Here is a 14,368-nt window from a genome sequence, read left to right as displayed (position 1 = left end):
GTGTTTTTAAACTTAAAGAATCTCCCCTGCTGTCTCTTTGACGATTTAGGTGCAATCTAAACTTGCGCACCAAAGCTAAATTGATTTTTTTAACTGAAATATTGCCTGAAAAATCTAAAAATCGTTTAAGCCAACGGGAATAGTTTTCTAAAGTCTTTTGACTTTTGCCTTGATCAACCTCCAAATATTCCAAAAAATCTTGCAAAGCTTGTTTGAGTTTCATCAACTATATCTTACCATAAATTGTGCGACAAATAGTTCCCTGGACTTCCTTGACACCAAGATAGTCTCTATTTAAAATTTAAGAAATTAATGTAAAATTATGAACAAAGCCAAAAAAGTCGGCCTTGGTATCTTAGCAATCTTAATTTTGTTAATCGTTATTGGCGTACTGGCGCAACCCAACGAATCGGAGCCTACCCAAAAAACAACTCAGAGTACTGAAACAGAACCAACAGTCAAGACTGTCAACAAGGGGGAAGAAATCCAAGTTGGCGAAGTAAGGTGGAAAGTGTTGAACGTAGAAAAGAAAAGTTCTATTAGTAATGGTTTTCAAAAAGTAAAGCCTGGGGGAGTTTTTGTAATTATTGATCTGAGAGCAGAACTTCTTGGCAAAGAAAGCGGCACTATTGACAGTGGGCAATTGAAAATTGTCGACAGCCAAAACAGAGTTTTTGAACATAGCACAGATGGCCAAACGGCCCTGGAATTGAGCGGCGAAGAGGGGCTTTTCTTAAAACAAGTTCACCCTAATGTCCCTATAGAAGGTTATGCCGTCTTTGATGTGCCCACAGATGCCACGGGGCTCAAGTTAAAAATCGAAGACTTCCGACTCCTGTCTAGCAAATACGGCTACGTTAATTTAGGCATTTGACCCCTTTGTTCACAATCTCCAAATCTCAAAATTAACCTAATATTATAGACAAGATCAAAAAAATCATTTTGGTCCTTGGCGGAGTTTTGTTGGTACTGCTTGTTATCGCTCTCGCTTTTAGAGAAGAAAAGCCAACCAAACAAACACCTTCCCAACTTTCCCAAACCAAAGAACAAAAGGTAACCTATGTTTTTGATATACCTTCCTTGGTAGACAAAAATATAGATGAGGTCAGGGAAAGATTAGGTGCTCCAACCAACTCTTCACTAGAACCCTCTTCAAAACAAAAAGCCTTAGGCATAATCGAATGGTCAAACACTTTTTCAAAAAACAACGCTGAATTGGTTGTCACCTTTAACTCCGCAACTCGACAAATCATCGATTTCTTTATCCCAACAGACAACCCTTCGGGGATGACAAACGACACCCAACACTTATTGGAATTAGGTCATCTGGAGCTAAATAGTGATCGCTACCAAATTGAGTTTGTAAAAGCCATCAAACAACCTTCTTCATATACCGGAGTCAAAATTATACCTGGACCTTATTTTTAGATAAGCACCCCAACTCCCGCTCCTTGACGCCTCTAGGATTATTGCTTAAAATTTGGTTGATGTCTCGTGAAGATCTCCATAAAGAGATAGTCAAAACCCTTCTCTTCTTTAATTTACACAATCGCCCTTTACACCTAAAAGAAATATACCAATTTTTGGGCTTAAAAATATCAGAAGCTCAACTTTTTTTGGTTTTAATGAAGTTGGTTAGAGAGAGAGCTATCTTGGAGAAAAACCAGCTCTTTGTTTTGAAAAAACATAGCTATCTTTTCAAAACATATCCTCAGCGACAAAAAATTTTACAAAAACTAACTCAAAAAGCATATAGATTCAGCTGGGTTTTTAAAATCACGCCTTTTGTCAGAGGAGTATTTTTAGCTAATAGCTTAGTTTTGGGCCTTCCTTCAGAAAAAAGCGATATTGATATAGTTGTCCTAACAAAACCCGGACGCCTCTGGACAACAAGAGCAATACTTAATCTCTGGTTTTTGATTCTTGGACAAAAAAGACGCAAAGGAAAAAACTCTGACCCCCAAAAGTTTTGCCTAAGTTATTTTGTCGATCTAAAAAAGTCAAACCTTAAATTCTTGAAACTCAAAAAAGATCCCCTGCTTATTTACTGGCTTAGTACCCTAAAACCATTGGCAGGAAAAGCCGCCTGTTATCACTTCCAGCAACAAAACTCTTGGGTTAAAAAGCACTTACCTAATTTAGGACTGCCTAAAAAGAAAGGTAAAATAAAGCCTCTTTCTTTTTTTATGTTCTTAACTGAAAAGACTCTTAATCTCTTTGGCGATTGGCTGGAGAGAAAACTTTATCTTTGGCAAAAAGAAAAAATTAAAGCCAAAAACCAGAAAGACACAAATTTTGCCTCTTTATTTCTTTACAAAATTCATCCTGAGGGAGGCAGAAAAAAAATAGCCCAACAATTTAAAAAGGAATTAGAACAATACTAAAACCAGCTTATTTTTTAGGTTTAATTATTACTCTGCGTTGCGGCTCCTCTCCTTCACTTTCACTAACAATATCTTCTCTCTCTTTCAAGGCTAAGTGGACTATTCGCCGCTCATAAGCAGACATAAAAGGCAAAACTTGCGGCTTATTAAGACGCTTGGCTTTGTCAGCAAACTCAAAAGCTAATAGTCTCAAACGTTCAACCCTGTCTTTTTGATAGTTATTAATATCTAAAATTACACCTCTGCCATCCTCTCCTAAAACCAAACGCAAAAGCTTAGCCAAAGCCCGCATTGTTTTACCGTGATGCCCAATCAAAAAACCGCTTTCTTCACTTTGAAAATTTATCCTCTTTCCCTCTTCAGTGTCTTCTATTTCTATCTCTCCTGTAAAACCCGCTTTAGAGAAAAACTCTTCTGTTTTTTTTCTTAATTTATCCATTCTTTGTTTTTATTTTAACCGCTGGCGTCTTTTTATAAAAGAAATAATATTGAAGCAGAGAAAAAAGATTGGAAGTTAAAAAATAAAGAACTACAGCCGCAGGTAAACTAAAACTAATAACCACTAAAAACAAAGGCATAAAATAAAGCATTGAGCGGTTCATCATCTGCATCTGTTCTTCTATAGCAGTCTGTTTGTCTTTACTCTTCTTTTTGGCTTGGACCTGCTGTTGTCGCCCCATTAGTTTAGACAAAAAGTACTGAGTAATACCTACCAAATAAGGCAAAATATAAAAATCAGGTTTATCAAGATGTATAAAACCAAAAGCTACAAGAGTGATGTTTTTAATCTGCGGCACAAATGAATACAGAAGATCTACATGATCTACTCCTAAATAAAAACGAAAAACTTGATAAAGAGCAATAAAGATTGGTATCTGAATAAGAGTCGGCAAACAGCCACCAAGCGGATTTACTCCCCTGCTTTGATAAAGTTTAAGCGTTTCTTCTTGAATCTTTTTGGGGTCATCTTTAAATCTCTCTTTTATTTTTTGTAAATCTTTTTGCAGCTCACTCATCTCTTTTTGAGAACGTATCTGTTTACTAAAAAGAGGAAAAAGTAAAAGTCTAATTAAAAAAGTAACTAAAATAATAGCTACCCCTAAATCCTTAAAAGGCAGATAAGCTAAAACTAAAAGGTTGTAAATCGGTCGGATAAAAACCTGTAACCAAAAAACTCCTAACATAACTAAATTATTTTAAAGGGTCATAGCCTCCTTTGGCAAATGGATGACAACGTAAAACTCTTTTAACCCCAAGAAAAAATCCTTTAAATCCATATTTTTCTATTGCTTGGTAGCTGTATTCAGAACAAGAAGGATAAAAACGGCAACTGCGAAACGGCAAATACCTACCCCAAAAGCTATGATCTAAAGAAAAAAGAAATTGATACACTCTAATTAAAATCAAAACTAAATACCTCATATAAAAAACTTTTTTAAAAAAAACTTAAAGCGCTGGTAATCATTATGAGACGGCTCATATAAAACCACAACTGCCGCCTCTACAAATGTCCCTTTTCTGCTTTTTTTTCTTCTAAAAGGAAAAAGCAAGGCTCTAATTTTTCTTTTTATTTGGTTACGTTTCACTGCTTTATTCACAGAACGCTGGGAAATAACAATACCAAAACGATTATGTCTTAGTTGCCCTCTAAAATAACTAAACAAAAAAGCACCAATTTTTTCTCTCTTTCCCTTGTATTTAAGAGCCTGAAATATCTTTTTCTTTTTTAAAATATATTTTTTAGCCAGCATTAAGGTGTCAATCTTTTTCTTTTCTTTTGCCTGCGTCGAGATAAAACCTTTCTCCCTGGTTTATGTTTTTGACGCACTAAAAAGCCATGGGTCTTTTTTCTTTTTCTTTTTTTAGGTTGGTATGTTCTTTTAGGCATAACTCTGGCAAGTTTAAAGGAAAAACAACTATTTGTCAAACCGCTTTAAAAGCCCAAAAAACTACTTGTGGAAAACTTAAATCTCTGGTATATCTTTAAAATGGTTTAAATAAAAAAACTGTGGAAAGTTATCAACAGCTTTAATTTTTAAAAAACACTAACCTGTTTCATTCTAAATAACAACTATGGCTGGATCTAAAGAAGAAATTTGGGAAGGGGTTTTGGGAGAATTGGAAATCACCCTCTCACGACCGAACTTTAACACTTGGTTCAAAGATACATTTATTGTTGATATTAAAAATAATGGAAAAAAAATTGTTATTGGCGTACCCAATACCTTTACTTTAGAATGGTTGGAAAACAAATATACTGAAGAAATAAAAAAAGCTCTGCGTAAACTTGTCCCTGAAGTTTCTGTTTTAGAATTCCAAGTAGCCCATTTACAAAAAGAAGGTTTTAAAGAAAAAAATCAAGAAGAATACAAACCGCTAAAACACTTTGAATTTAAAACTCCACAACGATTTTCTAAAACTAAAGATTTAAACTCATACTTTACTTTCCAAAATTTTGTTGTTGGTGAAAACAATCGCTTTGCTCATGCAGCTGCCTTAGCTGTTTCAAAACAACCAGGAAAAAGCTATAACCCTCTTTTTATTTATGGCGGTGTTGGTTTGGGTAAAACCCATTTAGTGCAAGCAATTGCTTGGGAAATAAAGAAAAACTCGCCTCAAAAAAAGATCCTTTATTTTTCTTTTGAAAAGTTCGCTACTGATTTTATCAACCATGTAAAAACAGGGCGAATGGAGGAATTCAAAAAAAAATATCGCCAAGTAGATGTTCTTTTAGTAGACGATATCCAGTTTATTAGCGGCAAAGAACGAACCCAAGATGAATTTTTCCATACTTTTAATAATCTTTACCAAAATCAAAAACAAATTGTTTTAACCTCTGACCGCCCACCAAAATCTATCCCTCTTTTAGAAGAACGTTTACGTTCTCGTTTTGAGTGGGGAATGATTGTCGACATCTCTCCCCCAGACTATGAAACTCGTTTAGCTATTTTAAAACACAAAAACGAAGAGAGAGGGTTAAACCTGCCTCAAAAAATTCTTGAGTTTATTGCCCGCCAAATCCAGAATAATATCCGTGAACTTGAAGGAGCTTTAAATAAGGTAGAAGCTTATCTTTCTTTAACTCAAAAAGAGCTTACTTTAACACAAACAAAAAAACTTCTTGAAAGTTTAATCAAAAATAAAAAAACTATAGATCCAGAAAAAATTATAAAAACTATTTGTGATTACTACCAAATTGCTAAAAAAGAGCTTCTCAGCCACAAAAGAGAGCAGCGCATTACTTTGCCTCGCCAAATAATAATGTATTTACTGCGACACGAATTTAATTACTCATTTCCCAAAATTGCTGAGATTTTAAATCGCAAAGACCATACCACTGTTATTTATGGCTGTGGAAAAATTGAAAAGGAGTTAAATAATAATTCTTTAATTAAACGGGATATCGATGCTATCAAGCAGCGCTTTATGCTTTACTAAAAAAATCGTGGAAAAAAATATGAAAAAAAGTTTAAAAAACACAAATAAAAAAGAATTAAAAAAACAAAAAAACTTTAGACTTATAGTTTTAAACGGTTTTCCAGTACGCTTTCCACATACTTCTTTCGCTGTAAATCCACATTTCCACTCTTCTTATTACTACTACTTAAATACAATACTTAATACAAAATAAAAACAAATTATGAAATTAACTGTAATCACCACTAACCTAAAAGAGGGTTTAGAGAAAATTAGCTATGCTATTACTACTTCAGGAACACTACCAATTCTTTCTTATGTGCTTTTAAGAGCTAAAAAAAGCGGATTAGAGATAATTAGTACTAATCTTGAAATTGGCATTAAAAGTCAAATTAGAGCCAAAATAGATAAACCAGGAGAAGTTGTTGTGCCCTTCCGCACTTTATATGATTTTATTGTCAACAATCCTGATGAAAAAATAAATTTAGAAAAAAAAGGTGAAGGTGTAGAAATAAAAACAAATCATTTTAAAGCTTCTCTTTTGGGAGCCAATACTGAAGAGTTTCCTCTTTTACCTCAACTTGAAGAGTATGATGAGATAAAGGTTAAAAAAGAAGATTTTATTCAAGGAGCACAAAAGGTGATTATTGCTCCAGCAGTTGATGAAACACGTCCGGTTTTAAGTGGTGTTCTTTTTAGATTTATTAATAAAGAACTTATTTTAGCGGGGACAGATAGTTTTAGATTGGCTGAACAAAAAATTAAGCAAGATAAAAAGATATCTAAGGAAATAAAATTAATTTTGCCAGCTAAAGTTGTTCAAGTGGCTTTAAGGATACTAACAAAATCTATATCTTCAGATTTTGTAATTCGTTTTTCTGAAAACCAATTAGAGTTTTTAATTGATGATAATTCAATTGTTGGCCGTTTGATTGAGGGAGAGTATCCAGATTATGAACAGATTATTCCTAAATCGTATGAGTGTCGTCTTTATCTTAATAAAGAGGAGTTTGAAAAAACTCTTAAAATTCTCACTCCATTCTCCCAACAAGGAAACAAAGAAGTTAAATTTGATGTTTCTAAAAAAGTTGTTTTAGAGGCTCGCTCTACCCAAATTGGTTCTAATAAAGCTCAATTAGAGGCTAAAATTGAAGGCAAGCCGCTTAAGGTTAATTTTAATGCTTCTTTTTTGTTGGATGGTTTAGGGGTAATAGAAGAGGAAGAGGTTGTCTTTGATTTAACTGGTGAGATTAGCCCCGGTATTTTAAAAGGAAAAAAAGATCAGAGTTTTACTTATTTAGTGATGCCTCTGAAAGAAGAATAATGAGGTTAATATTACACAACTTCCGTCTTTATAAAAAGAGAGAATTTTTAATAAAAAAATTTCCTTTGTTTATTGTTGGTCCTAATGGCTCCGGGAAAACCACTATATTAGAAGCTTTGTATTTTTTATCTACTACCAAGTCATTTCGTACTAATAAAAAAAGAGATTTGATTAAGAATAGTCAAAAAGAAGCCTATTTAAGTTTAGAAGAAGAGGGAAGATTGGAGGCTGTTTTGCGCCAGAAAGGTTCTAATCTTTACCAAGTTAATAGAAAAAAAGTTAAACGTTCTCACTTTATTTCCCGTTTTTTTGTTTCTTTATTTTGGTGGGGTGATTTTAAAACAGTATATGGTTCTCCTATAGAGAGAAGAAAGATGCTTAATTTATTTTGTCTTCAAATTGAGCCAAGATATTTGTTTTGGTTGGCAGAGTATAAAAAAGTTATTAAAGCACGTAATTTAGCGCTCGCTAAAGAAGATAGAACCTTAATAGAGGTTTGGAGCGAAAAAATGATTCCTTTAGCAGTTAAAATTTGGCAGACACGTAAAAAAGTTTTAGACCTGTTAAATAAAAACATTTCTTCTGTTTTATCCTTTCTTTATCCGGACACCGATAGCGCTTATATCTCTTATCAAGGTTTTTTATTAGATTCTAAGAGATTGGAAAAAGATATTTCCAAAAACCTAAAAAGAGAAATAAAAATACAGCGTACTCTTTTAGGACCGCATCGTGATGATTTACGTTTTTATTGGGCGCAGAAATTATTAGAAAATTATTCACAGGGAGAGATAAAAATTTTTCTTTTAGCTTTAAAATTAGGGTTTTTAAAAGCTCTTAAAGGAAAAAAGTTTTTTTTAATTGACGATGCTTTTTCTGGTTTGGATTCTTTTTGTCAAAAACGTTTAATTTCTCTTTCAGAACAAATAAAGATTCCTTTAATTTTAACTCACCAAAAAAAAGTAAATAAGTTTCCTCAACAAGTAATTGAACTTAAATGAAAGAAGTTTTTTTACGTTTAACTAGTAGGCTCTTGAAAGAAAAAACAGCTCTTTGGGTATGGTCTCAAACCATTAAAGTTTTAAAGGATTTTCAAATTGACTTTAAAGTTTGGCCAATTTCTTTTATTAAGGGCAATTTAACTTTAGGGACCCAAGATAGTTTTTTTATTGCTAAATTTAAAGTAATTGAAAAAGAGTTTTTGCAAGAACTTAATAAAAAATTGAAGCCTATAAAAGTTAAAAAAGTTTTTTATCGCTTTAGTAGCCCACGTGAATATGGTCCCACATTAAAGGAGAGATAAACATGCCTCTTTGTCCTCTTTTTTCTAAAGGTCCGTACTTTTCAGTAAGGATGTCTTTTAAGTCTTCTGAGATCTCGCCTTTATCGTTTAAGCCAGAGAAGTAGTAAACATCTTCTTTGCGCAAAGTAATAATTTGTAGTGGCGGAGGTTCAGTTTTAAGGATTTCTCCAATAGTGGTGCGGATTTGTTTTTGGGCAATAATTCGGGGGTCTTCGCATTTTGTGCCAATAAGACCAAATGCTTTAAGTATGGGACCAGCTAGTTTCATTCCAAGAACGGTGACAGGGTTAGCACTAAAAACAAAGATTGCCACTATGTCAGATACACCTATTTCTACCCCCCCGATATTAATACTCGGCAAACCAAGCCGGTCTTCTGCCATTTTGAGAAGCGCTATTGTTAAATCACCGTTTTGGAGCAGCTCTTCAAAACTACTGATATCTTGCAGGTTGTCAAACATTTCTATTGCCTGAGATATTTCTTGTAAGGGGATATTTGTCTTTATGCCTATCATTTCTAAAACCGCTGCTGTATTTTGAAGGATAACATTTGCATCATCTAAGTTTTCTATTTCGTTTATGTTTTGGGCTATGTTTTGCAGTTCTTCCCAGGCTGTTTTTAGGTTTTCTAATTGAGTAAGGTATTCATTTAATTGGGGAATAGAACGAACAACACTTTCCCAGTTAATTTGGCTGATGTCTTGGGTCAGAATCAAGTTTTGAATCTCTTCTTGGATTTCAAGGGGAAGGTTTGCTTGGTTAGCTAACCAAGCAGATATTTTTTCTGCCTTTTCTTCTTTAGAGCCTTTTATTAAAGCTTTAGTAAAGCCGGGTGGTATAGAGTCATCTTGTTTAATTAAAGCAATGTCTGTAAAGGCGTAAACTAATTTTTCTGTTTGTTGTTTTTTAATCTCCCTTTGTTTTTGGTGAAAAACAGCTATATCTTTTGGATTTGTAGAGGTTATCTCTGGTTTGAAAGCTTGTTTGATTTCCTTATAGCTCATTGCTTCTTCTCCAAGATACTCTTTTTGTATTTTTGCTATTTGGGCAATAGAAAAGTTTGCTAAAGCAGTTCCTATTTTGTTTTGTACAAAAGGCTCTGCTTCTTTTTCAGGCATATCTAGGCTTTTGGCTATTCTTTTTTGTAGTTCTGCTTCATTTGGATCTATACCCAAGCGTCCAATAAACTCAATTTCGTCGGGGTTTAAATTTTGGTCAAAGTAGTTTTTATACAAAATGATTATAGTTTCGTATGTTTCTTTATTATTAGCTATTTTTTGGGCCAAAAGTTCTATAGCACTCTCACGTAAAAGTTCAATTTCATCAGGAAGGGTTTCAGGGTCAAAGAAGTTGCTGATTATTTCAGGAGGCAAGCCGAATGTCTTTCCCATCTGGGCGTATCCTATTTCAGAAAAGAACCCCTTTAATTTTTCCTCATCTTGTTGTTTTATAGCCTGAAAAAGATCGTTAAAAGTCAGATCGTTTTTTGTTGGCAGATTAAGTTGTTCACTGATTTTTTGTTCCCCTAATTTTTCTAACTGTGCTGACCAAACTTGTTCTGACCATTCAGAGAAAGATGTTTTGTTGGAAAACAAATTAAGGGTTGACCCGTTTTCTAAACCAAGCCTTCTGTCTACTTCGGCTAATAAGCTGCTGCCAAATTGTTCGTTTGAATCAATCTCTTTAATTAGAATAGCCAGTTGTTCTGTGCTTATACCCAAAAAACTTGCTAGCTGTGGCGCATAGAGCTTCTCTTCTGAATTAAGAAGATTAACAACATCATCTAAAGATTTGATGCTAAGCTGGGCTCTACCTTGATCGTCTAGGGTAATAATGTCTAAACCTTGGTTTTTAAACCAAAGCAGAGTAGCTACTGAAGCAAATTTTTCGCTTGATTTAAACCAGTTATCTGGAAGGATAGATTGGTCTATAGCCCAAGGATTTATCCCTAAAGCCTCTAGGGATTTAAAAGCAGCCAGCTCTTCCACAACCTCTGTGGTGTCAACATCAGGCAGGGTGAGTTTTTCTAAAACATTGGGAGGCAGGGTTAATTCGTCAGTTATTTTATTTAATCCCAAAAGTTTTAAAGCAAAACCCCAGTTGCCTGCTTCTATTTGTGTAAATATGCCCGGTAATTCTGACTTAATTCTCAGATTGTCCAAAAGCATTTGAGCGGCTGTGCTTTGTAAAGCAGAAATAATTTGTTTTCTTTGTTCTTTGTCTCGCCACGCCTCTTTTATGGAATTAATAGTTGATATTGGGTTATTGTTGTTTTTTAGTATAGTGTTTATGGCCCCATCTAAAGTTATTTTACTATTACTTGTTTCTTGGGTAGCGCTTTTGATTTTTTCAATATATTCACCTGGGTTGGTGAAAAAGAGGTAAAGAGGACAGCTTTGATTTTTAGAAAAGAAAGAACAGGGATCAATAGCAGCTGCAGAACTCAAGGGTGCTTTGTTAAAAAAGTAAGCAGGATCATTAAAGGCGCTTTCTGGATTTTCTAACTGCAGGGCGCGAGCTAAAAGATAGCGACCGGCTGCTATTTGATAGGTTTTACTATCAACATCTCCCTCGGGTAAGCCCAGCCATTTTTCCAAATAAGAGCTAGCTCCCTTTTTAATAAAATCTTCTTGGAATTTGGCGCCTATTTCTTTCGCCAGCTTATTGATATCTTTTTGCGCCACCAATGTTTCTAGTTTTTCTTTAGAAATGTGCCAAGTGTTTTGGTAATAGGTGGTAGAAAGGGATATGGTAGCAAAAACTTGTTCTATTTCTTCTTCACTCCAGTCAGAGACATTAAAGTGTTTTTGGATTATGGCTCTGCCAAGATCTTGGGCGGAGGTGAAATTTTTTAAATCGCTTCCCTCTAAACCAAGAGCTTTTCGCACATATGCTTGGTAGGTATTAACAAACCTTTCTTCCCAACTTCTTCCTTCTAATGAGCCCAGAGGGAGGTTTAGTTGTGAGGCAATGATGCCTTTAGACAGGGCTTCCTCGTCATTATAAGCAAGGGCTTCAATAATAGCTTGGGGGGATATCTTTGTTTGCTGGGAGATATAAGCAGCCAGAATTTTTTCTGGAATCGAAAAAGTTCCTTGATACCAATAATCTGAAGGTATGGCTAACTCTTCTTGTAAAGATTGTTCACCTATTTCTATAAAGCTTTCCCAAAACGATCTCGTTTTTTTGAGGTCAATTGGTCCTAGTTCGTTTTGTATGCCGGCTAAAGCAAGAGGTACGCTTAGTTCAGCATAACTGGAGGCTTTGCCAATCCCTGTGCTTGGCGGAGCTCCCCCTTGGTGAAAAACATAACAGGGATACCAAGTGGTTTTTTTGCTAAAAAGCATTTTGGTAGTACATTTGTATTGCCCAACAACGGTGATATCAATAGCTTGCCCAAAATGGTGGGCAGAGATATGTTCTTTGCTTTCTTCAAGCGGCACTTCTTTTTTAGCATAAGGAGAAGCTTTAAAAATACGGCCGATTTTAAACATTTTCCAGCGAGGCGAATCTTGGGAAAGGGAAAAATCTATTAATTTGTTAAGAACAGCAATAATTCGTTTGTCTGCTTTCCCCTGCTTTATCATTGAGAGGTCAAAAGGATTAATATAAAGGATGGGGGATTTAAGGTTGAGAATTCTTTCAATATCTTTGTTTTCTCCTTCTAGCTCTTTTTCTATTTTTTGTGCTGCTGTTTTTTTTGTTGTTGGCAAGCCCACTGAACTAGCAGTTTCTTTTAATAGGCTTTTGGTTTCTCTGATTTTACTTTTGGCAAAATCTTTACTTACTGGTCCTTGAGCAGCTAGAGCTTCTATGTTTGTTTTTGCTTTTTCAATTTTTTCTTTTGTTTGCTGGCAGGAGGTGTCATTTTTTTGGCAGGTTGTCTCTGTGTCTATGTTTTTTATTTCACTTTCAACCTTTTGAGCTATGCCTGATGACAATAGGGACGCATCTTGAGTAGTAGAGGCAGCCAAGACTCTACCAACAGCTATCCTGTCGTCAGGGTTAGACATATTTGGGTATTCAGGAGTAGAGCGACCAGCAAATTTGAATACAGCCAAAATAAAGACAACAACCAAAACAATACCTATAATTCCAAGAACAATAGCAGCTGCAATCGGTAGCCAAGCCGGGGCTGTGGCTACTGCTTCAGCTGCAGCTGCCTCAGTTGCTGCCGAAGCAGCGGCTCTAGAGGCAGCTGCTGAAGCTGTTTTGGCCGCAGCTTGTGCTTCAGCACTAACAGCTTTTTCTCCGGCTTTTTCAGCTGCTTTTAAACCCTCTTTTGTTTCTGAGGCCGAAGGTGCTTCTGGAGCAGTTTGTTTAGGTTCTGTTTTTTTAACAGCTTCGTCTCCAGTTTCTTCAGAAGCCTCTTCTTGTTCTATTTCTTTTTCTCGCGTCTCCTCTTGCGGTTCTTCTTGTTCTATTTCTTTTTCTCGCGTCTCCTCTTGCGGTTCTTCTTGTTCTATTTCTTTTTCTTGTGGCTCTTCCTCTTCTTGAACTTCTTCAATATGTGCTTCTTGAGGTTTCTTTTTTTTGATTTTTTTTAGGCGTCGTTTGATTTTAGCTTCATACTCAACTCTTTCCTCTATTTCAGAATCCTCGTTGTTTTTTGACGAATCAGGAAATTTTGGCTCATTACGGTTGGGTTTAGCCATGGTTTATAATTAGAGAAAAGATTTGGTTATTACTTTCAACAAAAAGCAGGCTCTCTTTTTCATGATACCAGATTTTTTCAGGCAGCATAGAGCTTATATACTCATAACGCCATTCTTCCTGATTGTTAGTGGTGATCTTGTGAATAATCCAGAGGTTTTCTTTAGCTTCCAAAACAATAAACCCATCTTTTAGTTGATAAAACCATCCTTTTTGGGCATAGAACTCTTGGCCTTTGAAAATCTCTTCTGAAAGATCAAAAAGTTGGAATTTTTCTGAAGACCTAAATTTTGGATTGCCTTGCAGGCTTCCGATTAAAACCTGATTGTCATTAAGCCAGACAAAGTTTGTTTTTCCTTGTTCGGTTAAGGCTTCAAGTTCGCGGGCTGGATCAGTAAGGTCTATTTCAAAAAACTTTGTTTCAAAAGGGCGCCCAATCATATAGGCAGAGGTTTCAGTAGAATTTACTTTTAGTTCTCCTGTGGCTGGGATGTTGGTAAGAAGGCGAGTGATTTTTTGAGCATTATGTTCGGCTTGAGCCAGATAACCTTTATTTGCTTGTCCGCCTAAATAGTAAAAACGGCCCTTAACTGGTGCCCAAGCAATTTCATTTATATCTTTTCCCCAAAAATAAGCGTTTTGCTCTGTTATTTTATAGCGTTTAAAGTCATAGTAGTAAGTTGCTATGTCTTGGTTTGTAAGAGTTTTTTGATAAAAAGGAGTGTTTTTGAATTTTTGATTGTCGTACTGGAGCCAAACCACTACTCCGGTGCCGCTTTCGTTCCATTTAATTTTTTGCAGATTCCAGAAATAAGCAGGAGTGATTTGAATTTTTTCTTTTGTTTTTAAGTTGTATCTAAAAAAAGCTTTTTTTTCAGGGTTAAAATAAAGCAGGTAGTTTTTGTCATTTTCTAAGCGCAAAAAGGCTTCTGTTCCCTGATCTATTTCTTGCAAAGCTGGAGCTTTTTTTAATTTAAAAGCAAACTTTTTTAGACTCCAATAAGGTTGGTAAAAACTTATTATCTCTGGTTGGAAACCTGTTTTTTGTAAGCGTAGGGTGTGGTTGCCGGGTTTTATCCAGAAGGTTTTTTGGCTGATTTCTCCTTTGTTGTTTTCATCTAAATATAAGACAGCTGAAGGGGAAACTGAAACCTTAACCGGCAGTCGGAAAAAACAAATCAAAGCTCCCAAAATAATTAAGCCTCCCAAAAAGAAAGCAATAATTTTACCCCACATCTTAAAGTTTGCTTTTTTGCTTGGGGGTTGAAGAGGGGAGGTTGGTGGTTGGGGT

General features: G+C 35.2%; 15 protein-coding genes. 7 read left to right on the top strand and 8 right to left on the bottom strand.

Features of this window, described 5'->3' with window-relative positions; all coding sequences use genetic code 11:
* Positions 1-223, bottom strand: a 223-nt coding sequence (locus J7K05_00535; GenBank protein MCD6194680.1) for a phage integrase N-terminal SAM-like domain-containing protein, incomplete at its 3' end; no start/stop codon positions are given.
* A 99-nt stretch (positions 224-322) separates the two neighbouring features.
* Between J7K05_00535 and J7K05_00530 the strand changes: the two genes are divergently transcribed.
* The 3 genes from J7K05_00530 (at position 323) to J7K05_00520 (ending at position 2,384) form a co-directional block, all read left to right on the top strand.
* A complete protein-coding gene (locus tag J7K05_00530) occupies positions 323-874 on the top strand; it encodes a DUF4352 domain-containing protein (GenBank protein MCD6194679.1) in 552 nt (183 codons plus the stop codon).
* A 68-nt stretch (positions 875-942) separates the two neighbouring features.
* Positions 943-1,428, top strand: a complete 486-nt coding sequence (locus J7K05_00525) for a hypothetical protein (GenBank protein ID MCD6194678.1) — start codon at positions 943-945, stop codon at positions 1,426-1,428.
* 59 nt (positions 1,429-1,487) lie between these two features.
* The gene (locus J7K05_00520) at positions 1,488-2,384 is read left to right on the top strand and encodes a hypothetical protein (GenBank protein ID MCD6194677.1); all 897 of its coding nucleotides are present in this window, start codon (positions 1,488-1,490) and stop codon (positions 2,382-2,384) included.
* A gap of 7 nt (positions 2,385-2,391) precedes the next feature.
* On the opposite strand, the gene J7K05_00515 is transcribed toward J7K05_00520, so the two are convergent.
* The 5 genes from J7K05_00515 to rpmH are packed head-to-tail and all read right to left on the bottom strand — an operon-like array spanning position 2,392 to position 4,272.
* Entirely contained in the window at positions 2,392-2,823 is a 432-nt protein-coding gene (locus J7K05_00515; GenBank protein ID MCD6194676.1) for a KH domain-containing protein, read from the bottom strand.
* Complete coding sequence (locus tag J7K05_00510) at positions 2,816-3,568, bottom strand: membrane protein insertase YidC (GenBank protein ID MCD6194675.1); 753 nt, start codon at positions 3,566-3,568, stop codon at positions 2,816-2,818. The genes J7K05_00515 and J7K05_00510 overlap by 8 nt, the downstream gene beginning before the upstream one ends.
* A 7-nt stretch (positions 3,569-3,575) precedes the next feature.
* A complete protein-coding gene (yidD, locus tag J7K05_00505; protein ID MCD6194674.1) occupies positions 3,576-3,806 on the bottom strand; it encodes a membrane protein insertion efficiency factor YidD in 231 nt (76 codons plus the stop codon).
* Complete coding sequence (gene rnpA / locus J7K05_00500) at positions 3,803-4,135, bottom strand: ribonuclease P protein component (protein MCD6194673.1); 333 nt, start codon at positions 4,133-4,135, stop codon at positions 3,803-3,805. The genes yidD and rnpA overlap by 4 nt, the downstream gene beginning before the upstream one ends.
* The gene (rpmH, locus tag J7K05_00495; GenBank protein ID MCD6194672.1) at positions 4,135-4,272 is read right to left on the bottom strand and encodes a 50S ribosomal protein L34; all 138 of its coding nucleotides are present in this window, start codon (positions 4,270-4,272) and stop codon (positions 4,135-4,137) included. The genes rnpA and rpmH overlap by 1 nt, the downstream gene beginning before the upstream one ends.
* Positions 4,273-4,457: 185 nt before the next feature.
* Here rpmH and dnaA point away from each other — a divergent pair, with 185 nt between their 5' ends.
* The 4 genes from dnaA (at position 4,458) to J7K05_00475 (ending at position 8,425) form a co-directional block, all read left to right on the top strand.
* Positions 4,458-5,822: a chromosomal replication initiator protein DnaA gene (gene dnaA / locus J7K05_00490; GenBank protein MCD6194671.1), complete on the top strand. Its 1,365-nt coding sequence runs from the start codon at positions 4,458-4,460 to the stop codon at positions 5,820-5,822.
* 202 nt (positions 5,823-6,024) lie between these two features.
* Positions 6,025-7,125, top strand: coding sequence for a DNA polymerase III subunit beta (dnaN, locus tag J7K05_00485; protein MCD6194670.1), 1,101 nt, complete (start codon positions 6,025-6,027; stop codon positions 7,123-7,125).
* Entirely contained in the window at positions 7,125-8,123 is a 999-nt protein-coding gene (gene recF / locus J7K05_00480; GenBank protein ID MCD6194669.1) for a DNA replication and repair protein RecF, read from the top strand. Before dnaN ends, recF begins: the two co-directional genes overlap by 1 nt.
* Positions 8,120-8,425, top strand: a complete 306-nt coding sequence (locus J7K05_00475; GenBank protein ID MCD6194668.1) for a hypothetical protein — start codon at positions 8,120-8,122, stop codon at positions 8,423-8,425. Before recF ends, J7K05_00475 begins: the two co-directional genes overlap by 4 nt.
* Here the strand turns inward: J7K05_00475 and J7K05_00470 are convergent.
* Both J7K05_00470 and J7K05_00465 read right to left on the bottom strand, forming a co-directional pair.
* Complete coding sequence (locus tag J7K05_00470; protein ID MCD6194667.1) at positions 8,382-13,079, bottom strand: hypothetical protein; 4,698 nt, start codon at positions 13,077-13,079, stop codon at positions 8,382-8,384. The two genes, J7K05_00475 and J7K05_00470, sit on opposite strands and share 44 nt — an antisense overlap.
* Positions 13,072-14,368 (bottom strand): hypothetical protein (locus tag J7K05_00465; protein MCD6194666.1); only part of this gene is annotated, 1,297 nt, incomplete at its 5' end. The genes J7K05_00470 and J7K05_00465, both read right to left, overlap by 8 nt.

The organism is bacterium (assembly GCA_021157605.1).
In the GTDB taxonomy this organism is placed as follows: Bacteria; Patescibacteriota; UBA1384; order JAGGWG01; family JAGGWG01; genus JAGGWG01.
This window is presented reverse-complemented; position numbering and strand designations above follow the sequence as displayed.

Coding starts and splice junctions, on each gene's coding strand:
- rnpA (MCD6194673.1), bottom strand. CDS start 4,135: ATGCTGGCTAAAAAATATATTTTAAAAAAGAAAAAGATATTTCAGGCT.
- yidD (MCD6194674.1), bottom strand. CDS start 3,806: ATGAGGTATTTAGTTTTGATTTTAATTAGAGTGTATCAATTTCTTTTT.
- rpmH (MCD6194672.1), bottom strand. CDS start 4,272: ATGCCTAAAAGAACATACCAACCTAAAAAAAGAAAAAGAAAAAAGACC.
- J7K05_00470 (MCD6194667.1), bottom strand. CDS start 13,079: ATGGCTAAACCCAACCGTAATGAGCCAAAATTTCCTGATTCGTCAAAA.
- dnaN (MCD6194670.1), top strand. CDS start 6,025: ATGAAATTAACTGTAATCACCACTAACCTAAAAGAGGGTTTAGAGAAA.
- J7K05_00520 (MCD6194677.1), top strand. CDS start 1,488: ATGTCTCGTGAAGATCTCCATAAAGAGATAGTCAAAACCCTTCTCTTC.
- recF (MCD6194669.1), top strand. CDS start 7,125: ATGAGGTTAATATTACACAACTTCCGTCTTTATAAAAAGAGAGAATTT.
- dnaA (MCD6194671.1), top strand. CDS start 4,458: ATGGCTGGATCTAAAGAAGAAATTTGGGAAGGGGTTTTGGGAGAATTG.
- J7K05_00475 (MCD6194668.1), top strand. CDS start 8,120: ATGAAAGAAGTTTTTTTACGTTTAACTAGTAGGCTCTTGAAAGAAAAA.
- J7K05_00530 (MCD6194679.1), top strand. CDS start 323: ATGAACAAAGCCAAAAAAGTCGGCCTTGGTATCTTAGCAATCTTAATT.
- J7K05_00510 (MCD6194675.1), bottom strand. CDS start 3,568: ATGTTAGGAGTTTTTTGGTTACAGGTTTTTATCCGACCGATTTACAAC.
- J7K05_00515 (MCD6194676.1), bottom strand. CDS start 2,823: ATGGATAAATTAAGAAAAAAAACAGAAGAGTTTTTCTCTAAAGCGGGT.